This is a genomic window from Flavobacterium sandaracinum, assembly GCF_004349135.1.
GTDB lineage: Bacteria > Bacteroidota > Bacteroidia > Flavobacteriales > Flavobacteriaceae > Flavobacterium > Flavobacterium sandaracinum.
The window spans coordinates 168,040-192,292 of record NZ_SMFN01000007.1 but is presented as its reverse complement, the minus strand read 5'-3'; the positions used below and the strand labels follow the sequence as shown (position 1 = coordinate 192,292).

Genomic DNA, 24,253 nt, shown 5'->3' with positions numbered 1-24,253 from the left:
AACTACATCTAATTTTGATTTTGAAATGTCAATACCTACGTAAAATAAATAGTTTTTCATAACTTTGAATTTAGGATAAACAAAAATGTTGAACTTCTTTAGAGCCTTTATTAGACCTTGATGTCTATCATTCTATTTGAAGCAATTCAACGGGATTCAAGGAGAAGACAGAGGACTAATGCGCTAAATAAGTCACAAACTTGGCGGATTTGATAGTTCACCTCTGTTTTCCTTTGAATAAATTTAATGTTTTTTTGTCAAATACAAAGTAAAGGCAGTTTTGCAAACTGTGCCCACAATAATGAGCAAAAATTACAGAGCAAAAATACAAATAACACAAAAAACATCTATAAAGTATAAAGCCACAACAACCCGCCGCAACAAAGAATTTTCATTGCTTTCGGTGCGACTATAATACGTTTTGACTTTATAAGATCGTTTCAGAAATAGATACAAATTTGTAAGAATATTTGAATATATTTGAGAAATGAATATAGCGAAACAAACTTTCGCTTATCTACTCAGTTTTTCGGTGCGTAGTTTTCAAAGGAAATTTAGCAAATGTAGAAATTTGCAACAGAATCGGAAAATTCAAGAATCTAGGACATCAATACTTTTTAATAAATGTACAATTTAGAATTTTACTTATATGGAATAATCCCGATGATTGTTGGGATTTTGATTATGTGGAAATCAATCCAGATTTCATCAAAAAGAAGAATGATTTTAAGTTGGTTTATAACATTTATAATTGCTATTTCTTTCGCATTAGCAGAATATATGCTATTTTTAATAAGCTTTACAGAAGCTTGGCCAACATATTTACCGCATATTTTGCTGGCTTTAAATTTAATAATGTTAGGCATTCAGTTGCTGCTAATAAATAGAAAATGAATATATTAGTTAAACAAAACGACAAACAATGAAAAAAATAGTAGTTACTCTGATTTTAGCTTTGACATTCACAATTTCTAAAGCGAATGAAAAAGAAATAATAGCCGAAATAGTTTTTGAAAATTTAACAGGTAAAGAATTAAACTCTGGCGAGTTTTTCATAACCGAAACTCAGGAGCGAATTCTAATAAATGACACTAAAAGTTTCAAAATAACATTGCCTAGCACTGGAAAATATCAATTCCGATTTTCAACAGAAGATTTTACAGCCTACACCTATTATCCTTCAAGAATCACAAGCAAAAAAAATACAATAACGATTCGATTAGTAGAAAAAACAAATTTGACTTTGAACAATGGAAATGCATCATTCCCCTTGAATTTAGACACAAATCTGACGCATGAACAAATGGAGAAAAAGATCGCATCAGGAACTTTACATTTCATAACGTACGGACTTGATAACAAAATACCTAAAGAGTTTATTGATTTCAAAGAAAAATACGGAATTGGCTTCATAAAAGAAAATTGTGTAATAGATCCAATGTCTTTTAAAAGAGCAACAGAAAACAATAGGATGATAGCCGATTATCTAACTAAAAAATATGGCACCGATTGGTTGAAAGAATTACCGACAAAACCTTTTGGAATACAATAAGAAAGTGTCCAAGCGCTGAGTCAAGCTGTATTTCATTTATGCCAATTCGAAAACTCTGTAAAACGAATTCGCTTCCACAATCACAAACTGAATTAATACTTCGGCTTTAAAATTGCGCATCGCAATCTCTTTAATAATTTAGAGCTCCTTTTTTATAGATGCCAATATTATAGCGTACCTTACTGCTAAAATGAAAATCATGAAAGCACTATACATCATCCTCGGAATTGGATCCGTTATCTTTATTGGAACACAACTTTTTGCCATGAGCAGTCAAAAAAATATAGAAACGTATCCGTACAAACTAATCAAGAAATACGAGAGCTTTGAAATTCGTACCTACGAAGCTACTTTGTTTACCTCAGTACAACTTGTGGGAAACAAATACAAAGAGTCTTCTAGTAAAGGCTTTTCGATTTTGGCAGGCTATATTTTTGGTGGAAACGAAAAAAATGAAAAAATAGCGATGACTTCACCAGTGGCCATGTCTCTTGATGATTCGATGACCATGATGTTCATGGTTCCTAAGAAATTTAAAAAAGAAACATTGCCAAAACCCAATCAATCCGAGATTACATTTCGGGAGGAACCCGCAAAAACAGTTGCCGCTATATCCTTCAGCGGTTGGGCTGACGATGAAAAAATTGCCAAGTTCAAGCAAGAATTAATCACTGCCTTGAAAACCGAAAACATAAAGCATACCAACCGCTTTTATTTTCTAGGATACAATGCGCCTTATGAAGTATTCAATCGAAAAAATGAAATAATAGTGGAACTAGAAACTAAAACTGATACCGTTAAGCAGTAAATGAATAGAGGCTTCCAAAGAGATTAAGATACTTTTTTTATCCATCCGACAGTTATCTGCAAAAGTTTATCGAAATTTGACCTTTAAATTGATAACAAATGACTTTACAAATAGAAACTCCTGCTTTACTTTTTGGTGCTACTTCATTAATTTTATTAGCCTACACCAATCGGTTTTTAACCATTGCCACCATTGTAAGAGGACTTAGAAAAACCTACAAAGAAAAAGAGAACGACATGATTTTATTGGAAATCAAAAATCTTAATTTGCGCTTAACGCTCATTCGCAATATGCAAATGGCAGGCGTTTTAAGTCTGTTTTTATCTGTTTTTGCCATGCTACTATTATTCTTGGAGCAACAAACCGCTGGGATTTATCTTTTTGGACTGAGTTTATTAGGTCTATTAATTTCGTTGGGTTTGTCATTTTGGGAAATCAGTATTTCTGTCAATGCCTTGCGTTTGCATTTGAGCGATTTAATTCAGAAATAATATTTCAAAAAAAGTCATAAAAAAAGAGCTGTGAAAAGTATTTCACAGCTCTTTTTTTTTCGTCAATCTAGAAAATTACTGATTCAAAATCCCATCGTCTTCCTTCTTTTCTTTATTCAATAAATTCGGATTCTCTTTAGCCAACTTGTTTTTCGTTGGAATCTTGTAATTCAGGCTAAAGCCAAATTTCCTCGTGTCTTGTTTACTGCTAATTAGCAAAGGTGTTTCAAATGAATTGAATGCATTTCTATTGGTATTCAAAACATCATCAGCAAAAATAGAAAGTGTCAATTGGTCTTTCAGAAACTTTCTTGAGAATGTCAAATCCAAAGAGTTTCTGATGGGTTCAACGGCTATGAAATAAAAATAATTCCCTTTTGGAATAATATAATTATAGTTGGCAACAAATTTTATTTTTTCTGGTAATACTAGCTGCGACATGAAGTTTAGCATCCAAAAGCCGTTAGTATCAACATTTGGAATTTGGTGGTATTGATAGCCTGCATAAACATATAAAAAATTCATTGTATCTGGATTCACATTCATTTTCAAAGTTTCGGCCAGCCCTTTGGTAAACAACATGTACGGAATAGGCATTCCAACGCTAAAATTATGAATCTTAACCTCGGGAATATTTTCATTGGTGTTAATCACCAAATCATCATCAAGCGTGACTCTATTTATCACTTGATTCTTAGCGGAACTGATGTTATAACTGATAAAAGCATAATCAAAAGCACTCAATTTCACCTCATAATTATCGAAAATGGTAGGTTGTAAATTGGGATTACCCGAATAATCTACGTTTGGATTTTGATAATTGGTGTTGTTTGGGTTCAATGCTGAGGTACTTGGAAGCGTAATTTTTTTGTTGTAATTCATGTTGAAATTAACCGAATTGCTAAAATTATACTGCGCACTAGCATTGGGAAAAAATCGAAATTGCTTGAAAGCATTTAAAACAGCTACATCCGTTTTGCCTGTAATGTTGTACTCTTCGGCGCGACCGCCCACAATAAAATTAATTTTGTCAAACTTAGTCTGCAATTCTACATACGAGGCCGCTGTCATTCTTTTGTACTCTAAATTAGTAACGCCTCTGCTAGCTGCATCAAAAAGTAACTCTTCATACAAAGCCCCCAAACTCACTTTTCCTTCATCAGAGAACTTGATTGGTTGCGAGAAATCAACCTTAGCATTGTATAAATTTTGATGCGAAGAATTGGCTAAAGTTACTGCTGAATTCCCTACTGGACTTAATTCAAAGTCATTTGTATTGTTGTTGTAATTGAACTTGAATTCTAACTTTTTAGCCGCATCTTTAAATTTTTTCTGGTAGGTAACCACAGCATCTTGGCGCAAGCCTGAACTCATTGAAGCATCGTTAGTACTAAATCCCGGTCCGTTTCCAAGCGTATAACTGTCATTGTTATTGTGAGTGATATCATAATTCAAGAGCAAACGATCTTTACCAATATCAAACGTCAATGCCGATTTGATAAAATTATTTCGTCCTACACGATCTGCATCTGTTTTAGACAACAAAGAATTTATGCCATTTTCCTGTTTTTCTAAAGAAGCCCAGACCGCACTCTCTCTATAATTTTGTCCCAAATTCAACTGCCATCCAAAATATTTATTCTTGGCACTCAACAAAACACTGTTGTTCATTCTCCAACGCACATCATCATAACTCGTAAAACTCGTGCTGTTAGTATAAGTGGCGCTCAGGTAATTTTTTGCGTTTTTATTGGTAATAATGTTCAAAATCGCACCACCAGAAGTAGCAGGAAATTCGGCTCCAGGTTGTGTAATAATTTCGATTTTTTCAATAGCATTTGCAGGCATTCCTTCTAAAAAAGCATTCAACTCATTCGTCGAAATATTTAGTGGTCTACCGTCCATGAACACGTCCAATTGTTTTCCTTGGTACATCATCCCTGCAATATCGGAGGCTATTAAACCCGGAAGTTTTTTTATCCCTTCCAGCACCGATCCGGAGTTTAAACTGGGTTGATCTGAGAAATTAAAAATAGTTCGATCAGCTTTTTGCTCAACCGCTTTTTTTGTTTTTACAATGGTGACCTCATTTAATTCCGTTGTTTTTTCGGGTGCTTTTTCAGGAGTATTTTGGGCAGAAGTAGCATACACACCAGCTAAAGTCATCATGGCGATTAGACCTAATTTTCGCATCTTTTTAATTTATTTTTTGCTATTAGACCTTGTAAGATATTATTTGTTACAGTTTTTCGAATAATTTTAGTACCCAAAAAAATCTGTCGTCAATAAATTCGCCTATCTTTGCCCGCTTTTTAAAATTGAAAAAATGATAAAAAATAGTGTATTAAAAGGAGTTTTACTAGTTGGTCTAGGTGCTACGAGCTACGGAATGCTGGCCACTTTTGTAAAAATAGCCTACGGTGAAGGTTTTACCACGCCCGAAGTTACCATCGCTCAATTTGTTTATGGAATTACGGGAATGCTGTTGATTAATCTTTTTCAAAAAGTAAAAAAAGGAAGTGATGTAGTTAAAGCATCCAAGAAAAATATTTCTCAATTAATGCTGGCAGGAACTTCCTTAGGGCTGACTAGTATCTTTTATTATTTGGCCGTAAAATACATTCCTGTTTCGATTGCTATCGTTTTATTGATGCAAACCGTTTGGATGGGCGTTTTATTCGAAATGATTCTAGAAAAGAAAAGACCGTCAAACCAAAAAATAATAGCTGTCATTATCGTACTTTTTGGCACAGCGCTTGCCACAAATTTGATTCAAAGCAAAGTAGATTTAGACTGGCGTGGCATCGTTTTAGGATTTTTAGCAGCGACCTCCTTTACGACAACAATGTTTACGGCTAATCGCGTTGCTACTCATGTTTCCTCAGCACAACGCAGCCTTTATATGCTACTTGGAGGCGCAGTAATTGTAGCTGGATTTGCCATAGCTACACAAACGGGCGCATTCAATTTTGAAATTTTCCTAAAATGGGGACTTATACTAGCGCTGTTTGGAACTATAATTCCGCCTTTGTTGTTAAATGCCGGTTTCCCACTAACAGGAATTGGTTTAGGAAGCATCGTTTCGGCCCTAGAACTGCCTGTATCAGTACTAATGGCGTATTTTCTATTGAGTGAAAAAGTAACTCTGATCCAATGGATTGGCATCATTTTGATTATTTTAGCGATTGTGATTATGAATGTTAATTTTAAGAAAAAAGCTTAGTTTACACTCATAATCAACTAATTAGACACTAAAAAAACAAGTTGTAAAGAGTACCACATAAATAAAACTAGCCAGTGATTAAAATGATTTGCCCCGATTCCTTAAATGATATGTTAAGAGTCTGTATGAATTTGTGAAATCAGGGGCAAAAAAAAGACTTATCCGAATTAAGTACATTCATTTAAATTTTTATAAATTCGTACTAAATAACTTTATTATGAATTTACCTTGGCATTTGTACGTGATGGCTTTTATTTACTTTATTGCAGGATTAAACCATTTCAGAAACCCGAGACTGTACCTGAAAATCATTCCTCCTTATTTCCCGAATCCAAAATTATTAAACCAAATTAGCGGTTTAGCCGAAATAATTCTAGCAATTGCATTGTGTATCCCAACGGTTTCAAATTATGGCGCTTGGGGGATAATTGCCTTATTGGTTGCTATTTTCCCAACGCATCTCTACATGTATTTTGACGAAAAAGCAAGAATGGGCTTGCCTAAATGGGTTTTGCTTTTGCGAATGCCTTTACAATTACTATTAATTTTTTGGGCCTACCAATATACTTAATCCCGTGAAATCACTCTTTGAATCTTCATCAGAACCAGTATATCTTGACTTGCCAGATGCTGAAATTATTTATTATCCTCACTTTTTTGACAAAGAACAAGCTGATCTTATTTTTGCCAAATTAGAAACAGAAATCCCTTGGCAGCAAGACGATATTAGGGTATATGGAAAAATACATCCGCAACCCCGTTTGACTGCTTTATTTGGAAATGAAGGAAAGCCGTATTCTTATTCGAATATAACTATGCAACCGCATCCATGGAATTTACTTTTGCAAGAGATAAAGGCAAAAATCGAAATCGTCGCGGCTACTACTTTTACAACGGTATTACTCAATCAATATCGCGATGGAAAAGACAGCAACGGCTGGCACGCCGATAACGAAAAAGAATTAGGCGTAAATCCGGTAATTGCATCAGTGAGCTTTGGAACAGAACGAGCGTTTCAATTGAGACATAATTTTGAAAAAGAGTTAAAAAAAACTATTATTCTCGAACACGGAAGCTTATTATTGATGAAAGGCACCACCCAGCATTTCTGGAAGCATCAAATTCCGAAAACAGCAAAGACTATCGGCTCCAGAATAAATGGTACTTTTCGGGTAATCAAGTAGATATTATCTTAAAAATGTAGTAGATTTGAAATAAATATTCTAATCATGAATGATATAATTGCCTATTTTTCTACTATTCCTTCATCACATAGAAGTTTAATTCTTGTGGGTGGCATCACTTTTTTCTGGCTGATAGAAAATGCATATCCCCTTTTTAACTTCAACTACAAAAAATGGCATCATGCGGGTATCAATATTTTTATGACATTTACCACTATTGTAGTTAATTTTTGCTTGGCTTTCATCTTGTTGAAAACAGCTGATTGGACCATTGCAAACCATTTTGGCATTTTGCAATGGCTACCTAAAATGTCGGTATGGCTTTATGCGCTTGCGGGTCTGCTGCTACTGGATCTAATTGGAGCCTACTTGGTGCATTTAGTAGAACATAAAACTAAAATCCTATGGCGTTTTCATTTAATTCATCATACGGATACATGGATAGACACCACCACAGCAAACAGGCATCATCCTGGTGAAAGTGTGATACGGTTTACCTTTACTGCGCTAGGTGTTTTAATCATTGGAACCCCCATGTGGCTAGTTTTCCTGTACCAAACCCTATCTGTTGTAGCAACGCAGTTCAACCATGCTAACATCTCGCTACCAAAAAAAGTAGATACAATCTTGAGTTATTTTATTGTTTCTCCAGACATGCACAAAGTACACCACCATCATGTTCTTCCTTACACGGATAGTAATTATGGAAATATCTTCTCCATTTGGGATAGACTTTTTGGCACTTTTATGAAACTCCCTAAAGAGGAAATCGTTTACGGAATCGATACGCATCCCCATCCTGAAGAGCACAATGCGTTAAAAAATTTATTAAAAATACCCTTTCAAAAACAACCCCTAAAAAAAAACGAGTAAAAAATATAAAAAAAACAATCTTTTAATAAAAGCTAAATATTTTTTTCTTAATATTGGTATTAAATTAAAATTGTAATTTATTAATCATTAACACTTATTTGAATTAATTTTCACGTGATGAAAAAGAGTAACCGAAAAGAATTGAACTGGGAGCAAACAGAAAAACTTGTTACAATGGCTTTAGAAGAAAAAAACCCTTTTGAAATCATCAAAAAAGAATTTGGTCTGGCCGAAAAAGAAATTCTTGAGATCATGAAAAAGAAGATGCCAGCTGAAAAATTCGAAATGTGGAAAAAGAAAGCAACTGCAAACAAACCAAAACCAAAACCCGTTAAAATTGACGATTTTGATGAAGATCTGGATGGTAAATATTATATTAAAAACAAACTCGATTAAAGACAAAACTCCTGAAATTCAGGAGTTTTTTTGTTTCTTTTCTGCAAAATCTAATTAATATGGTATCAGTACTCGTCCAAAATGATAATTTTATTTTTAAAATTATAGGGCTTCATAAAATTTGGGCAATGGAAAGCAAAATTATTGTACCAAAAACAAGCATCATCAGAGCCCACCAAGAACCAGAAGATTTTACCTTTTGGAAAGGCTTTAGAATGCCAGGAACTGAAATCCCAGGATTAATTGCTGCCGGAACATTTTATAAAAAAGGCAGGAATTTTTGGGACGTCATGAACAAAAAAAATGCGGTGGTGGTTGAATTGAAAGACCATTATTTTAAAAAATTAATAATAGAAGTACAAAACCCAGAGGAAATACTGCATCTATTAAACACGAAATAATCCACTTCATCACTGCAACTGGAAGACCAAAAAGACTAAAGATCTAATTCAGTTTGCTCCAAATTTAACGTCTTAAATTATAGTACAATTCTATAAATTTCCAAACCTTACTTGATATTAAAGGGGCTAGCAACGGTACAAAATAATTTTAAAAATATAGCTGAATACTACAAAACACTTCTTTCGCATTTAATTACAACAAAACAATATAACATAGCTAAAGAAAACTGGCCAAAGTAATACAACTTGTTCCAACAAAAATAGCCACGTATTTATTTTTGAGAACGCTGAAAATCCTGTCTGATTTTTTGTTCTTTTAGAATAGTATTTAAAAAAGGCTTTGTTACCGATTCAACTTCACTTTCAGAAATATCCAATACTTTAGGATTCGTAACTAATTGCAACCATGGTTTAGAAGCGGCAAAATCATAGGCACCAAAAACGATTACCGGAGTTCCTTTTACCTTTACAGTTTCTGGATCGGCTAATTCCCATTGCTCTGCCCAATCATACAATTTGCGCGCATCCTTTTCTTGCAGTCTTAGACACGAATGAGAAGCGGGATATCCAGGTAAAGCATATTGATGCCATCCCACACCCAATTTATTTTCTATGTTGAAATTCCAATGTAATTCCCATTCATCATCAAAAGTACTGGTGGTTTGCTCTGCTTTCCAGTTTGTAAAAAAAAGACCCGTAGGAGTTTTATCTTTTTCACGTCCCATATTAGTAGGACCAGTGTAAACTAACTGCCCTTTTTCATAGGCCGCAAAAGTTTGTGTAGGATACGAGAAAAAAACAATCTTATTAACTTCTTTCAAGGAAGAAACCTCTAATGGAAATGGGAAGTAAAATTCTATATCTCCACTGCTATCATCTGGAATAACAACAGAATCCATTTCTTTAAAATTAGCTTCATCTGTTCTATTAAGGGCGTATGCAATATTTAATTGCGCAGCATCATTACTGTTTTTTGACAAAAATTCTTTAGCACTTTCGATATGATAGGCCATTTTTTTTGGCTCGTGTCTCTCTTTGACAGTGACAGTTTCATTTGTTGTATCCAGTTTATCTTGTTGTTTACAAGAAAAAAACAAGATTCCAATACTAATATTTAAAATAAGGGCTATTTTTTTCATAAGAGGATTTTATTATTTTTTGGAATAATTATTTGCAAAAATGATCTTTTTTACAAAGTTGATTGTTACATAATTATGATATTTTCTTGTCTTATTTAAATATTGGCAAAACTTAAAGTCGACACCGCTTTATACCAAATGGCTCCATTTAATAGTTGATGAAGTTATTTGCCACCAAGTAACCACAACCTATAACAAGATCTTAAACTTCTTTTTTAGAACCACAAAAACGTTAATACTATGCCATTTTACCTTTTAGTACCGCTTAAAAAAAGCTAAACACTTAACTTTGCTAATCACGTCACACAAAAAGAAAATAAGATGAACGACTTAAAAAATAAAAATGCACTGATAACTGGAGCCGGAAAAGGAATTGGTAAAGCAGTTGCTATCGCTTTAGCGAAAGAAGGGGTTAATGTAATCCTAGTTGCCCGAACACAATCGGATTTAGATCAAGTAGCGCAAGAAGTGAATGCTTTGGGCGTTAAATCATTAACCCTTATTGCTGATGTTGCCAACATTGATTCAGTAAACACCGCAGTAGAAAAAGCCTTATCTGAATTTAAAACAATTGACATTCTAATCAATAATGCTGGAATTGCTGCTTTTGGTAAATTCCTCGAACTAGAACCTGAAGCTTGGGAACGTATTATCCAAGTCAACTTGATGGGAACGTATTATGCGACACGTGCCGTGTTACCAAATATGATTGAAAGACAAACTGGAGATATCATCAATATTTCCTCGACGGCAGGATTAAGTGGAAATGCGTTAACCAGTGCGTACAGCGCTTCAAAATTTGCGGTTTTAGGATTAACAGAATCATTGATGCAAGAAGTTCGTAAATACAATATCCGAGTTACAGCTTTAACACCAAGCACTGTTGCCACTGATATGGCCAAAGAATTGAAACTAACCGATGGAAATCCTGATAAAGTCATGCAAGCCGAAGATATGGCCGAATTAATCATCGCTCAGCTTAAATTAAACCGTCGCGTTTTTATAAAAAACAGTAGTATTTGGTCTACGAATCCGTAATTTTTTTTAACATATAAGTTATAAAAGTAACCATTAATGCATTATGGAAATTAAGTGTAAAACTTAATAAAACGCAATGCATTAATGGTTTTTTAGCCTTTTGCTCATATGGTTTATATGATGAAAAATCCCTTAAAAATTTAAAAACTTAAATGACTTATAGGTTTAAATAATTAAACCAACACCTTAATAAAATCCATTCGCACACTTCCATCTTCATCGATTTTAGTTAAATTGATTTCGTGCAACGTATTTACTAATTCGGGATTCCACGGTGTTTTTACTTTTACGTAATTCTCTGTAAATCCGTGAATATATCCTTCTTTATTTTCACTTTCGAATAAAACAGTTCTATTGCTTCCTAACTGACTTTCATAAAATGCACGGCGTTTTTTTACCGACAATCCACGCATCATTTTGCTCCTTTTCACTCGTACATTTTCAGGAACTACGCCATTCATTTCGGCCGCTTCTGTATTATCACGCTCCGAATATTTGAAAACGTGCAAATAAGAAATATCCATTTCATTTAAAAAATTATACGTCTCCAAGAAATGCTCGTCCGTTTCTCCGGGAAAACCAACAATTACGTCCACGCCAATACAAGCGTGAGGCATAACTTCCCGAATTTTATTTACTCGTTCTGTATATATTTCACGTTGGTAACGTCGTTTCATTAATTTCAAAATATCATTGCTACCGGATTGCAACGGAATGTGAAAATGAGGAACAAAAGTCCTGCTTTTTGACACAAATTCAATCGTTTCATTTTTCAATAAATTAGGCTCAATAGATGATATTCGCAATCTTTCGATTCCTTCAACTGCATCCAAGGCTTGAACTAATTCAAGAAAAGTATGTTCGTGTTTTTTATTTCCAAATTCTCCTTTTCCGTAATCGCCAATGTTTACACCGGTCAAAACAATTTCCTTAATGTCCTGCGCTGAAATAGCTGCCGCATTTTGCAATACATTTTCTAATGCATCACTTCTGGAAATTCCTCTTGCTAGTGGAATCGTGCAATACGTACATTTATAATCACAACCATCTTGCACCTTCAAAAAAGCACGCGTTCTATCCCCTATTGAGTAACTTCCCACATAAAAATCTGCTTCAACAATCTCACAAGAGTGCACTTCACCAAAGTCATTTTTAGACAAATCATTAATATAATCTGCTAGTTTAAATTTTTCGGTGGCGCCAAGAACTAAATCAACCCCATCAACGGCCGCCAACTCCTCTGGTTTCAATTGCGCATAACAGCCCACCGCCGCAACAAATGCTTTATCATTCAATTTCATTGCTTTTTTTACAATCTGCTTGAATTGCTTATCCGCATTTTCAGTCACAGAACACGTGTTTATCACGTACATATCAGCCACTTCTTCAAAATCCACACGATCAAAGCCTTCGTCTTCAATAGAACGAGCAATCGTCGATGTTTCGGAAAAATTTAGTTTGCAACCAAGCGTATAAAAAGCAACTTTTTTTCTTTCTGTCATATTCTTTTTGTTTGTGCGAGTCCCTTACTTCGTCGGGTCAGGCTATCCGCTGTATCTTTTGTTCCGCTACCGCTACACAAAAGGATGCCGCTGCTATCCTTCTCGCAACGTGCTGCAAATTTACACACAATATTCTTTAAAACGAAATCTATAATTTTCTGGATATTAGCATTATCTTGCACTAAAAATCACTTCATGAAAAAATTAGTTTTAATAGCATTAGGTTTCGTAATGGCACAAGTACATGCTCAAAATAACGTGGAGTGGGATGGAAAATACCAGTTGCAACTTTCCGATTTTCAATCTAATGCTACTCAAATAGGTGCTGTAAAAATAAATAGCATTCATACGGCCTCCAGTCTTGATTTTGCATTCCAAATGAGCAATGTCGAATTTATGTTTACCAAAAATTTTAATGCTAAAGTAATTTCCTCATTCAAACGGGATGCCGCCTCGATTATAGCAACCGATAGTATTACAGCGAAATATTTACTGAATTTTGCGCGATATGAATTCGACTTATCTGAATTGTATGCGCGAAAATTACGAAAAGAAATATACGATAAAAAAGGTACTTTTTCTGACGTGAGTTTTTTACAAGTATTATTCAACAGCATTCAGCAACAATATACTGAAGATCATGCTATGGCTTCAAAGAATACTAATCTTGGTCAAGAGGAGGAGAAACTCGCTGCAATCCATGCTGCCGTGTTGCAAAATATCAATGAATTACCTGATTTTTGTAAAAGCTGTAAACCACCAAAAAAAGCCAAATAAACCGTTTAATTGAAATTGCAACCCTAAAATCCCGAATTCAAGATAAACCGTCGCACTACCTCAGCTACACCATGATTATTATTGGAGGCAACAATAACATCTCCTTTATCTCTTAATTCTGGATCCACATTATCAACCCAGACGCCCAATCCTGCATATTCAATCATGGATAAATCATTGCCTGCATTTCCTACCGCAATAATTTCGCTTTGAAGGATGTTTAATTTCTCAGCCAAAAATTTAACACTTGCTGCTTTATCAATTCCGTTTTGTGCCACTTCCAGGAAAAAAGGTTTTGACATCGAAACACTCAAATGTGGCATGGCCTCTTTTAAATCTTTTTCAACTTTTTTAAGATAGCTGGGTTCTTGTAATAAAATACATTTTACCGCAGCAGTAGTCACAGCTTCCTTGAAATTTAAAACTTTATTATGCTGCAGCCCTGTGATATTTTTCTCGATATCAATATATTCTGAATCGGTTTCACTAACTATTTTACCATCGATATACGTAATAATATCTGTTTTACTCTTTATACTATAATCATACAATTCATGAATTTGCTGTTGCGTCAAGGTTTGTTCAAACAACACTTTATCTTCTTTTAAATCCGTAATTACGGCGCCGTTAAAAGAGAGCATATATGAATTATTGATATCCAATTGTAATTCTTTGGCAAAAGCAGTCATGGCTAATGTTGGTCTGCCCGAAGCCAAAACAACATACACACCCAATTCTTGGGCCTTAAACAACATCGCTGCATTCTCTTTTGAAATTTTATGGTCATCAGTCAACAAGGTGTCATCCAAGTCTAGGACCAACATTTTATATTTCATCTCCTTCTTTTTACAATTATAATTTGAGCTTAAATACTCATTCTGAATTCTTCTATAACTGGATTTACTTTGGCAAATTCCGTTTCTTGAACGAACAATTCAACTGCTAAATCCGAATTTCCAAAACCTCCCAATCGAGCCGATTGTATGTTGTTTTTCACCACTACATCTACACCAATTTCTTCAATTTTTTGCTGTAAAGCCATTGCTAGAATTTCACTTCCCGAAAACACTTTCATTAATCCCATTTTTTCTATTTTTTATTGTTTGATACCGTCTTCATCGTTTTCTCCCTCTAATTCTTCTGTTTCAGTAGCCGTTTCTTGCTCTTCCGCATCTTCATCCTCTTCTTCATCCTCTTCTTCTTCTATTTCGAATAAAAAAGGTTCTACTAACATTTTGTCAGCCAAAATCTCTATTCGTTCTGTTAACAGATCTGAGAAAATAATACGTTGCGTTTTTGTAATACTATTTGAAATACGCATGATTTTAGTTTCATGACGCAGTTTCAAAATTGGATCTGCATCATCGAGAATAAGCATTTTTAGTCTGTTTACATTAAATCCAGCGGTGGTAAACATATCGCTCAATTTATTGGGCGTTCCAATCAAAACATCAATTCCGGTCGAAATATAATTTTTATCATATTCCATATCGCCTTTGTCGTGCACTCCATAGACTCGCAGGTCCGTGTATTTTCCGAATTTTTCAAATAGGTCTTCCATCTCCAAAACCTTAGCTTTGTCCTCTACAATCACTAAAGCACGAGGCGATTCCTCACCCTCACGAACTAATTGTTGAATTACATTTAGCACAATTGTTGTCGATTTTCCACTGCCTTTATCTGCAATAATAATACAATCCGCACCACTTTTCAGCGTCGAAAATGTTTCTTTTTGCATCGTATTAGCCTCGATCAAACCATTTTCTATTAAGGCTTCTTGTAATTTTTCGTTTATTTTTTTTAGTTTCATTTTTTTTATTTCACAAAGATTTTCAAAGGGATCAAAGACCACCAAGAACTTATAGTTACTGAATCAAATATTATTCGATTGAATTATTACACTCATTTTTTTTATAATCCCATTTTCCTCCACTATCCAAGCAAGTATCAATTTGAAAGAAACGATACGTTTTAAATGCTAAAAACAAAATGAAAAGAAGTAAAAGCAAGATCTGATACTTTTTAAATTTTTTCATTTACTACTTAGATTAAAAAACGACTTTTATTTGCTTGCAAACAGTTTGACATCATTCTCGGAAATTTCGCTTCCGCCAAGGATAATTAAACGCTCCACGACATTTCGTAGTTCTCGGATATTCCCGGTCCAATCGTATTCCTGAAGTAAATTGATCGCTTCTTTAGAAAACTTTTTTACCACATTTCCTTGCTCCAAAGCGATTTTATCGGCAAAATGCGCAATTAACATTGGAATATCGTCGCGTCTTTCATTTAAAGCAGGAACTTTTATCAAGATAACTGCTAAACGGTGGTACAAATCTTCTCGGAAACGCCCTTCAGCAATCTCCACTTTCAAATCTTTATTGGTAGCCGCAACTACACGCACATCTACTTTAATGTCTTTGTCTGCTCCTACTCTAGTAATCATACTTTCTTGTAAAGCTCGCAATACTTTGGCTTGCGCCGAAAGACTCATATCTCCAATTTCATCTAAGAAAATAGTTCCTTTATCAGCTGCTTCAAATTTTCCTGCTCGGTCTTTTACTGCCGATGTAAAGGCGCCTTTTACGTGACCAAACAACTCACTTTCTATCAATTCAGATGGAATCGCAGCACAATTCACTTCAATTAAAGGAAAATTAGCTCGCACACTTTTTTCATGTAATTGATGGGCAACGAGTTCCTTTCCTGTTCCATTGGGTCCCGTAATCAAAACACGGGCTTCCGTTTGCGCTACTTTTTCAATCATTATTTTAATATGATTGATCGCTTCACTTTCGCCAATCATTTCGTAGTTTTTACTGACTTTTTTCTTTAGGATTTTGTTTTCTACTACCAGTTGCTTTTTGTCTAAAGCATTACGAACTGTATTCAATAATCGGTTTAAATCCGGTGGTTTTGAGATGTAGTCAAATGCCCCCAAACGCATAGTATTAATAGCCGTTTCCATGTCGCCATGACCAGAAATCATAACCATGGGGATCTCGGGCTTGATTTTTTTTACTGCTTCCAGCACCTCAACACCGTCCATTTTTGGCATTTTGATATCACACAAAACCAAATCGTAGTCGTTGTTTTTTATTTTTTCAAAACCTACAACACCGTCTTCAGCCTCTTCTACTTGATAGGTATCATTTTCTTCCGAAAGTATTTTTGTCAATACTCTTCGGATTGCAGCTTCGTCTTCTATGATTAATATTTTCGGCATATTCTTTATTTTTTTTTTAGCCCTGATGGAAGCGGCATCCTTTTCTGGACTTTTTCAGTCCAGAAAAGATATAGCGTACAGCAGGAATCAGCTCCTAAAATTAATTAGGATTCTTTTTATTTATCTTTAATATTTTAACCATTTATACAATTCGCCCCAAGTTGGTTTTTTGCCGTACATCAGTATTCCTATTCGGTATATTTTTGCAGCAAACCACACCACTGAAAAGAAGGTTCCAAACAATAAGGTTATTGAAATTGCAATTTGCCACAAAGGTACGCCAAACGGAATTCGCATCAGCATGACAATTGGCGATGTAAGCGGAATCATTGAAAAAACTACTGCGACTGTACCATGCGGATCATTAATAACCGTGAAAAACCCTACATAGACACTCAACATTAATGGCATAATAATAGGCAAAAGGAATTGTTGTGAGTCGGTTTGATTGTCTACAGCTGCACCAATGGCGGCATAAAAAGAGCTGTATAAAAAATAACCGCCTATGAAATAGATTACAAATCCAATTAAAATACTTGCAATGGGTAAATTCCAAAGCTCCTTGATATACATTTGGGCTGTTCCAGTCATTTCTTGCTGAGCGGCTTGTAATAATTCTGGCGATAATTTAGCGGTTGGTCCCACATCTACGCCAAAAAATAGCGAAGCAGCAAACATCAATGAAAGTCCTATCAGTGCCCAAATGAAGAATTGCAGCAGTCCTGCTAATGCAGTTCCTATTATTTTTCCCATCATCAGCTGAAATGGTTTCACCGAGGAAATAATAATTTCTACAATTCTGCTGGTTTTTTCTTCTATCACACTGCGCATCACCATGTTGCCATAAATAATAATGAACATCATTATTAAATAGCCAAAAGCGCCACCAATACCTATTTTAATTTCGTTAAGTCCTTTGACACTTTCTTCACCAGATGCTTTTGATAGACTAATATTTACATTGGCCTTAGCCTTCGCAATGGCTAGTGTATCCAGTTTTGCTTGGATAAAATTCGTTTTGGTCAATTTATCTGCAATGACCTCTTGAACATTTTCTATAAAGGAAATACTCGGACTATTATTAGAAATAAATTGAATTTTATTTTCAAAATCCTTTGTGCTTTCTACTTTTGGTATGTACAGCAACCCTTCATAATTTTCGTTAGTGATGCTGTCCTTTAAAAATTTTAAATCAATAACCGATAAGTCGAGGTATTTATATTCCCCATCCTTTTGATTTATAGCTGTAAACTCCTGCGCAAACAAACCGGATTCATCGTGAATTGCGATTCGTTTGGTATCGGCTTTCATCGTACTTAAATAGCCTACAAATGCGGCAAGTCCAACAAATAATAACGGACTTAGAAAAGTCATGACGATAAAAGATTTATTGCGCACCTTGGCAATAAACTCTCTTTTTATGATTAGTGAAATAATACTCATTTAAATTTTTGATTGGTGATTTAAGGTTGATGATTTTATAAACTAAAAATCAAAGCGCTAAAATTGTGTTTTTATTTACTAACCGTTTGAATAAAAATATCATTAACACTCGGTATTTTTTCAACAAAATGGGTGACTTGACCGCGTTGCGTCAAAACCTGTAATAACTCGTTTGGCAAAGCCGTTCCAAGTTGAATTTCCAATTTTAACTCGTTATTAAGCGATTTAAAATTTGCTGGTGCTACGGTGAATTTCTGGGTAATATCGTACATCAAACCCTCCACATTATCCGATAAAATTCCCACTTCATAGCTATTGGTTTTAAATTGTCTTTTGACATCGCTTAATTTCCCTTCTATCAACTTATTAGATTTATGGATCAAAGCAATGTGATCGCACAATTCCTCGACACTTTCCATCCGGTGGGTAGAAAAAATGATAGTGGCTCCTTCCTCTCTAAGAGCTAGGATTTCATCTTTTATAATAGTGGCATTTACAGGATCGAAACCTGAAAAAGGCTCATCAAAAATCAGTAGTTTTGGCTTGTGTAAAACACAAACTACAAACTGAATTTTCTGCGCCATCCCCTTAGAGAGTTCTTGAATTTTCTTGTTCCACCAGCCTTGAATTTCTAATCTTTCGAACCAATACTCCAGTTGTTTTTTGGCTTCAGCCTTAGAAAGTCCCTTCATTTGAGCTAAATACAAGCATTGTTCACCCACTTTCATGGTAGTGTACAATCCTCTTTCTTCAGGTAAATATCCTATATATTGAACGTGTTTGGGTTGTAGTTTTTCACCATCTAAAATAATCTCACCACGATCTGGCAACGTAATTTGATTTATGATTCGGATTAGTGATGTTTTACCAGCTCCATTTGGACCTAAGAGTCCGTAGATACTCCCCTTTGGAACTGTCAATGAGACACCGTTTAGCGCTACGTAATCACCATATTGCTTTACGACTTTATTAACTTCAAGTATAGTACTCATGCTGAATTTTTAATTGGTGTAAAAGTAAATAATTAGTACCAAAATACTTAGAATAGTTACATAAAAAACCCATTCTTGTAAACAGGAATGGGTTTTATTTTTTTATGTAGTTGGATTAAATCGCAGCTACTATTTTATCTAAAGAAGCGATACATCGAGTCTCTACTATGAAAACATATCTTTTACTTTCTCGAAAAATGATTTATCGGATTTCTCAGGATTAGGAATAAAATTATCATCGGTCAACGCATTTTCAAAAAACTGTTTTTGTTCTTTGTTCAATGTTTTTGGAGTCCATACATTCACATGAACCAATAAATCTCCATTCCCGTATCCATTGATACTTGGAATTCCTTTCCCTTTTAATCTTAAAATTTTACCAGATTGAATTCCCTCTTCTAGTTTGATTCTCACTTTGCCGTTTACAGCTTCAATATCTTTTGAAATTCCAAGCACCGCTTCAGCAAAGCTAATGTACAAATCAAAGTGCAAATTCTCTCCTTCACGTTTCAACGATTCATGTTCTAATTCTTCAATGGCAACAATTAAATCTCCTGGAATACTATTTCCTGGGGCATCATTACCTTTGTTTGACACTTTCAACTGCATGCCATCAACCACACCCGCAGGTATTTTTATTGAAACAGTTTCATCTTCAAGAATCATTCCTTGAGAATCAGCTTCCGTTGGTTTTCTATCTAAAATTTGACCAGAACCGCCACAAGTAGGACAGGTTGAAGCCGATTGCATTCTACCAAGAATTGTATTGGTCACGCGCATTACCTGCCCTTGACCGTTACAAGTAGAACACGTTTTATAAGTCACGCCTGGCGCTTGAACCTTACGTTTTACTTTTACTTTTTTCTCGACACCATTGGCAATTTCTTCCAATGTCAATTTTACTTTAATACGCAGGTTGCTTCCTTTAGCACGACGAACTCCTCCGCCTCCGCCTCCAAAACCTCCAAAACCACCTCCAAAAATATCACCAAACTGACTGAAAATGTCATCCATATTCATTCCACCTTGACCTCCGCCGCCAAAACCTCCAGAACCATCAAAAGCTTGATGTCCATGTTGATCGTACTTTGCTTTCTTCTGTGGATCACTTAATATTTCGTAAGCTTCAGCAGCTAATTTAAATTTTTCTTCTGCCGATTTGTCTCCAGGATTTTTGTCAGGGTGATGCGCTATAGCTTGCTTTCTATATGCTTTTTTAATTTCGGCAGCATCGGCACTCTTTGTAATGCCTAATATTTCGTAAAAATCTTTTTTCATTTTTATTTTTTCTTGTAAAAAACACAGACGCGATTCATTGCGTCTCTATACTTACGCATTACTGACCTATTACCACTTTTGGAAAACGAATGATTTTATCTCCTAGTTTATATCCTTTTTCAAGAACATCAACAATTTTACCTTTCATCTTGTCTGACGCAGCAGGAATTTGAGTTATGGCTTCTGCAAAATCAGCATCAAATGCATCTCCCGCGTTTACCTCAACTTGCTCCAATCCTTTAGCTACCAAGGTGTTTTTTAATTTTTCATGAATAAGCTCCACTCCTTTTAACAAAAGTTCATCTTCGGATTTGCTTATTTCTGTAATTGCTCTGTCAAAATCATCCAATACAGGCAACATGGCTAATAAAACTTCCTGATTGGCCGTTTTGAATAACTCAATACGCTCTTTTGTAGTTCTTCTTTTGTAATTTTCGAATTCAGCGAATAATCGTAAATATTTATCTTTCTCTTTGGCTAAATCTTGCGTCAATTGCTCTTCTACACTTAATTCCTCAACAATGATTTGCTCTTCACTGGCATTATTCTCTAATGTCGCCTCCTCTAATTCTTGATCGATTTCTGTATTTTCAGTAGTCATATTACTCGTATTTTTAAAAATATTCTTAAAGTTCATTTTTATTCTTTTCTTTGGATTGCAAAAGTTCTGCCAATTCTTTTTAAATGTCAAATTGTCATCTTTTTAATAATTTCACTTTTTGTAGCTACATAAAACAGAACAAGTTAAAATTTTAAGATTATTTTAAGATTATCTTATTATTGTTTTTTCTAGCTTTGTTAAAATTTTTATTTGATGATTATTTCACTAATAAAAATTCTAGAGTTTATTCTCAACAATTATTAATTCACCATTACTTTATATTTAAAAAGCTTCGTTTTCTAAAACGAAGCTTTTTTTATGTCTTTACTTTACGAACCCAGTAAAGCTTCCTTTAAACTTTCTAAATTCAGTGAAAGCTGCTCTCCCGAAATTAGATTTTTAAGTAAAAATGTGTTGGATGTCATCTCATCTGGACCAACGATAACGGCAAAAGGAATTCTTCTTTTATCCGCGTGCTGAAATTGCTTCGCCACCTTGACAGCATCGGGATACAATTCTACTTTTATACCTGCCGCTCTTAATTTTTGAATGGCTTGTAACCCATAAAAAGCTTCCGTTTCTCCATAATTTATAAATAGTGCTTGAGAGGTTGCCGATACCGTTTCTGGAAACAAATTCAATTCTTCAACCACTAAATAGATTCGGTCTAACCCAAAAGAAATCCCTACACCGCTCATGTTTTTCAAACCAAAAATTCCAGTCAAATCGTCGTATCTGCCGCCACCGCCAATGGATCCCATGGAAACGGATTTTGGAGGAGCGACTTCAAAAATAGCTCCTGTATAATAATTTAATCCTCGGGCTAAAGTTACATCTAAGTCTAACACAGCGTTATTCAATCCAAGCTTCATGACATTGTCACATATAAAACGCAATTCTTCTACTCCTTTCAAGCCTTCCTCTGATTCAGAAAGCAAAACAGAAAGTTTTTCTATTTTCTCTGCAATGGTTCCCGTGAAATTAAATAATGGTTGCACTTTTGCAATTGCTTCAGCAGCAATTCCTTTCTCCATCATTTCTTTTTTGACACCGTCCTCTCCTATTTTGTCAAGCTTATCTAAAGCAACTGTAAAGTCAATTAATTTATCAGAAGCGCCAATAACCTCAGCTATTCCTGATAATATCTTTCGGTTATTGATTTTTATGGTTACGCCACTCAAACCCAAATCAGTAAAAACAGCATCGTAAAGCTGCACCAATTCAACTTCTTGCCAAAGGGATTTAGACCCTACAACATCCGCATCACATTGAAAGAACTCTCTAAAACGTCCTTTTTGGGGTCGATCTGCACGCCAAACCGGTTGGATTTGATAGCGTTTGAATGGAAATTCAATTTCGTTTTGGTGTTGCACCACGTACCGTGCAAAAGGAACCGTTAAGTCATAACGCAACGCTTTTTCCGAAATACTCGACGTTAGCTTGGTGCTCTCCTTACTTTCCAAATGTGCGGCATTGGCTTTCGCCAAATAATCGCCGGAATTCAATATTTTAAAAATCAAGCGATCGCCTTCTTCGCCGTATTTCCCCATTAGGGTTTCGGAATTTTCAAATGAAGGAGTTTCTATGGGCTGGAAGCCAAATTTCTCGAAATTATTTTTTATAATCTGTATAATATACTGCCGTTTTGCCACCTCAGCAGGTGAAAAATCTCTGGTTCCTTTTGGAATGCTCGGTTTTGATGCCATTGTATGAGTATTGGATTTTAGATTTTCAGATTTTGGAAGTATTGAAAAGCTCCAAATTCTAATTCTTTGCAAATATCCTATTTTTAAAATTATTCTGTTTACAAATTGCATCATTTTATTGCAGGACCACTAGCCCGGATTGAAGTGAAAATGCGACAGTAAAAAAATAATATTGTTTTCTTGCCGGAAAGAGCGACCGTAGGAAGCTCCTTTCAGGCAATTGAAAACAAATTATTTTTTGCTGTCGTATGGTAACGGAAAGCGGGAAATAGCTTCAAATAAAAGAGATTACAATAAATTAGTTTTTAGCTAGATAAAATTTGTAACAAAAATTGTATTTTCGTGTCAAACCATTATGATGTTAAAATTATTCAAAGAAAATATTCGGATTGCATTAGGTTCAATTAGAACGCAATTGTTACGAACGGTTCTTACTGTGATGATTATCGCTATAGGAATCACCGCTTTAGTTAGTATTCTTACGGTTGTTTCAGCACTTGAGAACACCATCTCCTCTGATTTTGCATCGATGGGTGCGAATACTTTTAATATTAAACAGTATGAAAATACGACGCGTAATCGTGGTGGTGACGAGCGCGTAATCATAAATCCGATTATTTCCTATCCTGAAGCAGTGGCTTTCAAGAACAAATACACATATCCTTTTACGGAAACGTCCCTTTCTTTTACAGCAACATCCGCTGCTGAAGTAAAATATGAAGCGACTAAAACAGATCCCGAAAATTCTATTCTTGGAGTGGACGAGTATTTTATGACCAATTCTGGTTTAGAAACCAGCGCAGGACGAAATTTTACCAGTTTTGATATCGACAACAACGCTTATGTATGTGTTGTAGGATCTGATTTTGAGAAAGGATTGCTAAAAGACGTGAATCCAATTGATAAAACAATCGCAATCCGAGGTGCTAAATTTAAAGTTATTGGAGTGTTGAAAGAAAAGGGATCCACCTTTGGAAACAATCAAGATTTACGCGTTTTAATTCCTATTCAGTTGGCTCGTTCTATATTTACGGCGCCCAACATAAATTATACCGTAAGTGTTATGGTAGGTAAAAAAGAATTACTAGAACAAGCCTTAGACAATGCCACAAGCACCATGCGAAGGGTGCGCAAATTAAGCCCTGTGAAAGACAATAATTTTGGTGTTGTTCGCAGTGACGATCTTATTAACCGAATTTTAGGAATCACAAAATACTTAGGACTGGCCTCGTGGTTGATTGGTATCATCACTGTTTTAGGCTCTTCTATTGCTTTGATGAACATCATGATCGTTTCCGTAACGGAGCGTACGCGAGAAATAGGAGTTAGAAAAGCTTTGGGAGCCAAGAAAACGACCATCGCTATTCAGTTTTTTATAGAGACGTTATTGATTGGTCAAATGGGTGGATTGGTAGGCATTATTTTTGGCATCCTGATTGGATTTGGAATTGCCACCGCGATGGATTTTGCATTCGTAATTCCGTGGGGCGCTATTATGGCCGCTTTTATCACCAGTTTCATCGTAGCTATTGCTTCGGGCTTATATCCTGCTATTAAAGCTGCAGTTCTCGATCCGATTGAAGCGTTGCGTTACGAGTAAAGTCTCGTGCCTTGCCGTTATGA

The 24,253-nt window shown here is 35.1% G+C and carries 24 protein-coding genes; 12 read left to right on the top strand and 12 right to left on the bottom strand.

Going from position 1 to position 24,253, the window contains the following annotated elements:
* Window positions 1-922 precede the first annotated feature (922 nt).
* The 3 genes from E0F91_RS08220 to E0F91_RS08210 all read left to right on the top strand — a co-directional run bounded on the left by E0F91_RS08220 (window position 923) and on the right by E0F91_RS08210 (window position 2,851).
* A complete protein-coding gene (locus E0F91_RS08220) occupies window positions 923-1,552 on the top strand; it encodes an FEKKY domain-containing protein (protein WP_132065851.1) in 630 nt (209 codons plus the stop codon).
* A 199-nt stretch (window positions 1,553-1,751) separates the two neighbouring features.
* Window positions 1,752-2,360, top strand: a complete 609-nt coding sequence (locus E0F91_RS08215; protein WP_132065850.1) for an SOUL family heme-binding protein — start codon at window positions 1,752-1,754, stop codon at window positions 2,358-2,360.
* A gap of 98 nt (window positions 2,361-2,458) precedes the next feature.
* A complete protein-coding gene (locus tag E0F91_RS08210) occupies window positions 2,459-2,851 on the top strand; it encodes a DUF2721 domain-containing protein (protein ID WP_132065848.1) in 393 nt (130 codons plus the stop codon).
* Window positions 2,852-2,926: 75 nt separating this feature from the next.
* On the opposite strand, the gene E0F91_RS08205 is transcribed toward E0F91_RS08210, so the two are convergent.
* Window positions 2,927-5,044: a TonB-dependent receptor domain-containing protein gene (locus E0F91_RS08205; RefSeq protein ID WP_132065846.1), complete on the bottom strand. Its 2,118-nt coding sequence runs from the start codon at window positions 5,042-5,044 to the stop codon at window positions 2,927-2,929.
* A gap of 133 nt (window positions 5,045-5,177) precedes the next feature.
* Between E0F91_RS08205 and E0F91_RS08200 the strand changes: the two genes are divergently transcribed.
* From E0F91_RS08200 to E0F91_RS08175, 6 genes are all read left to right on the top strand, one after another.
* Window positions 5,178-6,074 carry a DMT family transporter gene (locus E0F91_RS08200; protein WP_132065844.1) on the top strand — a complete coding sequence of 299 codons (897 nt, stop codon included), beginning with the start codon at window positions 5,178-5,180 and terminating at the stop codon, window positions 6,072-6,074.
* 217 nt (window positions 6,075-6,291) lie between these two features.
* Complete coding sequence (locus E0F91_RS08195; protein WP_132065842.1) at window positions 6,292-6,645, top strand: DoxX family protein; 354 nt, start codon at window positions 6,292-6,294, stop codon at window positions 6,643-6,645.
* Between the two features lie 4 nt (window positions 6,646-6,649).
* On the top strand, window positions 6,650-7,258 hold the full coding sequence (locus E0F91_RS08190; protein WP_132065840.1) for an alpha-ketoglutarate-dependent dioxygenase AlkB family protein: 609 nt from the start codon (window positions 6,650-6,652) through the stop codon (window positions 7,256-7,258).
* A gap of 45 nt (window positions 7,259-7,303) precedes the next feature.
* The gene (locus E0F91_RS08185) at window positions 7,304-8,131 is read left to right on the top strand and encodes a sterol desaturase family protein (protein WP_132065838.1); all 828 of its coding nucleotides are present in this window, start codon (window positions 7,304-7,306) and stop codon (window positions 8,129-8,131) included.
* 117 nt (window positions 8,132-8,248) lie between these two features.
* On the top strand, window positions 8,249-8,527 hold the full coding sequence (locus tag E0F91_RS08180; RefSeq protein ID WP_066081282.1) for a DUF2805 domain-containing protein: 279 nt from the start codon (window positions 8,249-8,251) through the stop codon (window positions 8,525-8,527).
* Window positions 8,528-8,586: 59 nt separating this feature from the next.
* Window positions 8,587-8,928, top strand: a complete 342-nt coding sequence (locus E0F91_RS08175) for a hypothetical protein (protein WP_132065836.1) — start codon at window positions 8,587-8,589, stop codon at window positions 8,926-8,928.
* Between the two features lie 272 nt (window positions 8,929-9,200).
* Here E0F91_RS08175 and E0F91_RS08170 read toward each other — a convergent pair whose 3' ends face one another.
* Entirely contained in the window at window positions 9,201-10,067 is an 867-nt protein-coding gene (locus E0F91_RS08170; protein ID WP_132065834.1) for a L,D-transpeptidase, read from the bottom strand.
* Window positions 10,068-10,388: 321 nt separating this feature from the next.
* On the opposite strand from E0F91_RS08170, the gene E0F91_RS08165 reads away from it, so the two are divergent.
* Window positions 10,389-11,105 carry a 3-ketoacyl-ACP reductase gene (locus E0F91_RS08165; RefSeq protein ID WP_132065832.1) on the top strand — a complete coding sequence of 239 codons (717 nt, stop codon included), beginning with the start codon at window positions 10,389-10,391 and terminating at the stop codon, window positions 11,103-11,105.
* Between the two features lie 173 nt (window positions 11,106-11,278).
* Here E0F91_RS08165 and mtaB read toward each other — a convergent pair whose 3' ends face one another.
* On the bottom strand, window positions 11,279-12,607 hold the full coding sequence (mtaB, locus tag E0F91_RS08160) for a tRNA (N(6)-L-threonylcarbamoyladenosine(37)-C(2))-methylthiotransferase MtaB (RefSeq protein ID WP_132065831.1): 1,329 nt from the start codon (window positions 12,605-12,607) through the stop codon (window positions 11,279-11,281).
* 195 nt (window positions 12,608-12,802) lie between these two features.
* Between mtaB and E0F91_RS08155 the strand changes: the two genes are divergently transcribed.
* Window positions 12,803-13,384: a hypothetical protein gene (locus E0F91_RS08155; protein WP_132065829.1), complete on the top strand. Its 582-nt coding sequence runs from the start codon at window positions 12,803-12,805 to the stop codon at window positions 13,382-13,384.
* A 23-nt stretch (window positions 13,385-13,407) separates the two neighbouring features.
* Here the strand turns inward: E0F91_RS08155 and E0F91_RS08150 are convergent, their stop codons facing one another.
* The 9 genes from E0F91_RS08150 to hisS form a co-directional block, all read right to left on the bottom strand.
* Entirely contained in the window at window positions 13,408-14,220 is an 813-nt protein-coding gene (locus tag E0F91_RS08150; protein ID WP_132065827.1) for a Cof-type HAD-IIB family hydrolase, read from the bottom strand.
* Window positions 14,221-14,249: 29 nt separating this feature from the next.
* The gene (locus E0F91_RS08145) at window positions 14,250-14,468 is read right to left on the bottom strand and encodes a putative signal transducing protein (RefSeq protein ID WP_073353483.1); all 219 of its coding nucleotides are present in this window, start codon (window positions 14,466-14,468) and stop codon (window positions 14,250-14,252) included.
* A gap of 12 nt (window positions 14,469-14,480) precedes the next feature.
* The gene (locus tag E0F91_RS08140) at window positions 14,481-15,194 is read right to left on the bottom strand and encodes a DEAD/DEAH box helicase (protein ID WP_132065825.1); all 714 of its coding nucleotides are present in this window, start codon (window positions 15,192-15,194) and stop codon (window positions 14,481-14,483) included.
* Between the two features lie 252 nt (window positions 15,195-15,446).
* A complete protein-coding gene (locus tag E0F91_RS08135; protein ID WP_132065823.1) occupies window positions 15,447-16,610 on the bottom strand; it encodes a sigma-54-dependent transcriptional regulator in 1,164 nt (387 codons plus the stop codon).
* Window positions 16,611-16,736: 126 nt separating this feature from the next.
* Window positions 16,737-18,053 (bottom strand): ABC transporter permease, encoded by a 1,317-nt coding sequence (locus tag E0F91_RS08130; RefSeq protein ID WP_132065821.1) that lies wholly within the window; start codon window positions 18,051-18,053, stop codon window positions 16,737-16,739.
* Between the two features lie 71 nt (window positions 18,054-18,124).
* Complete coding sequence (locus tag E0F91_RS08125; protein ID WP_132065819.1) at window positions 18,125-19,045, bottom strand: ABC transporter ATP-binding protein; 921 nt, start codon at window positions 19,043-19,045, stop codon at window positions 18,125-18,127.
* A 165-nt stretch (window positions 19,046-19,210) separates the two neighbouring features.
* Window positions 19,211-20,323: a molecular chaperone DnaJ gene (dnaJ, locus tag E0F91_RS08120; protein ID WP_132065818.1), complete on the bottom strand. Its 1,113-nt coding sequence runs from the start codon at window positions 20,321-20,323 to the stop codon at window positions 19,211-19,213.
* A gap of 58 nt (window positions 20,324-20,381) precedes the next feature.
* Window positions 20,382-20,960 (bottom strand): nucleotide exchange factor GrpE, encoded by a 579-nt coding sequence (locus E0F91_RS08115; protein ID WP_132065816.1) that lies wholly within the window; start codon window positions 20,958-20,960, stop codon window positions 20,382-20,384.
* Between the two features lie 293 nt (window positions 20,961-21,253).
* The gene (gene hisS, locus E0F91_RS08110; protein WP_132065814.1) at window positions 21,254-22,630 is read right to left on the bottom strand and encodes a histidine--tRNA ligase; all 1,377 of its coding nucleotides are present in this window, start codon (window positions 22,628-22,630) and stop codon (window positions 21,254-21,256) included.
* A gap of 355 nt (window positions 22,631-22,985) precedes the next feature.
* Here hisS and E0F91_RS08105 point away from each other — a divergent pair, with 355 nt between their 5' ends.
* A complete protein-coding gene (locus tag E0F91_RS08105; RefSeq protein ID WP_073353495.1) occupies window positions 22,986-24,230 on the top strand; it encodes an ABC transporter permease in 1,245 nt (414 codons plus the stop codon).
* Window positions 24,231-24,253: the final 23 nt, after the last annotated feature.

Bases quoted from the DNA above. Each gene is read 5' to 3' on its own strand.
- E0F91_RS08180 (WP_066081282.1), top strand. From the start codon at position 8,249: ATGAAAAAGAGTAACCGAAAAGAATTGAACTGGGAGCAAACAGAAAAA.
- E0F91_RS08125 (WP_132065819.1), bottom strand. From the start codon at position 19,045: ATGAGTACTATACTTGAAGTTAATAAAGTCGTAAAGCAATATGGTGAT.
- E0F91_RS08175 (WP_132065836.1), top strand. From the start codon at position 8,587: ATGGTATCAGTACTCGTCCAAAATGATAATTTTATTTTTAAAATTATA.
- E0F91_RS08135 (WP_132065823.1), bottom strand. From the start codon at position 16,610: ATGCCGAAAATATTAATCATAGAAGACGAAGCTGCAATCCGAAGAGTA.
- E0F91_RS08155 (WP_132065829.1), top strand. From the start codon at position 12,803: ATGAAAAAATTAGTTTTAATAGCATTAGGTTTCGTAATGGCACAAGTA.
- E0F91_RS08220 (WP_132065851.1), top strand. From the start codon at position 923: ATGAAAAAAATAGTAGTTACTCTGATTTTAGCTTTGACATTCACAATT.
- E0F91_RS08210 (WP_132065848.1), top strand. From the start codon at position 2,459: ATGACTTTACAAATAGAAACTCCTGCTTTACTTTTTGGTGCTACTTCA.
- E0F91_RS08170 (WP_132065834.1), bottom strand. From the start codon at position 10,067: ATGAAAAAAATAGCCCTTATTTTAAATATTAGTATTGGAATCTTGTTT.
- mtaB (WP_132065831.1), bottom strand. From the start codon at position 12,607: ATGACAGAAAGAAAAAAAGTTGCTTTTTATACGCTTGGTTGCAAACTA.
- E0F91_RS08140 (WP_132065825.1), bottom strand. From the start codon at position 15,194: ATGAAACTAAAAAAAATAAACGAAAAATTACAAGAAGCCTTAATAGAA.
- hisS (WP_132065814.1), bottom strand. From the start codon at position 22,630: ATGGCATCAAAACCGAGCATTCCAAAAGGAACCAGAGATTTTTCACCT.
- E0F91_RS08185 (WP_132065838.1), top strand. From the start codon at position 7,304: ATGAATGATATAATTGCCTATTTTTCTACTATTCCTTCATCACATAGA.
- E0F91_RS08150 (WP_132065827.1), bottom strand. From the start codon at position 14,220: ATGAAATATAAAATGTTGGTCCTAGACTTGGATGACACCTTGTTGACT.
- E0F91_RS08205 (WP_132065846.1), bottom strand. From the start codon at position 5,044: ATGCGAAAATTAGGTCTAATCGCCATGATGACTTTAGCTGGTGTGTAT.
- E0F91_RS08105 (WP_073353495.1), top strand. From the start codon at position 22,986: ATGATGTTAAAATTATTCAAAGAAAATATTCGGATTGCATTAGGTTCA.
- E0F91_RS08130 (WP_132065821.1), bottom strand. From the start codon at position 18,053: ATGAGTATTATTTCACTAATCATAAAAAGAGAGTTTATTGCCAAGGTG.
- E0F91_RS08195 (WP_132065842.1), top strand. From the start codon at position 6,292: ATGAATTTACCTTGGCATTTGTACGTGATGGCTTTTATTTACTTTATT.
- E0F91_RS08215 (WP_132065850.1), top strand. From the start codon at position 1,752: ATGAAAGCACTATACATCATCCTCGGAATTGGATCCGTTATCTTTATT.
- E0F91_RS08145 (WP_073353483.1), bottom strand. From the start codon at position 14,468: ATGGGATTAATGAAAGTGTTTTCGGGAAGTGAAATTCTAGCAATGGCT.
- E0F91_RS08165 (WP_132065832.1), top strand. From the start codon at position 10,389: ATGAACGACTTAAAAAATAAAAATGCACTGATAACTGGAGCCGGAAAA.
- dnaJ (WP_132065818.1), bottom strand. From the start codon at position 20,323: ATGAAAAAAGATTTTTACGAAATATTAGGCATTACAAAGAGTGCCGAT.
- E0F91_RS08115 (WP_132065816.1), bottom strand. From the start codon at position 20,960: ATGAACTTTAAGAATATTTTTAAAAATACGAGTAATATGACTACTGAA.
- E0F91_RS08200 (WP_132065844.1), top strand. From the start codon at position 5,178: ATGATAAAAAATAGTGTATTAAAAGGAGTTTTACTAGTTGGTCTAGGT.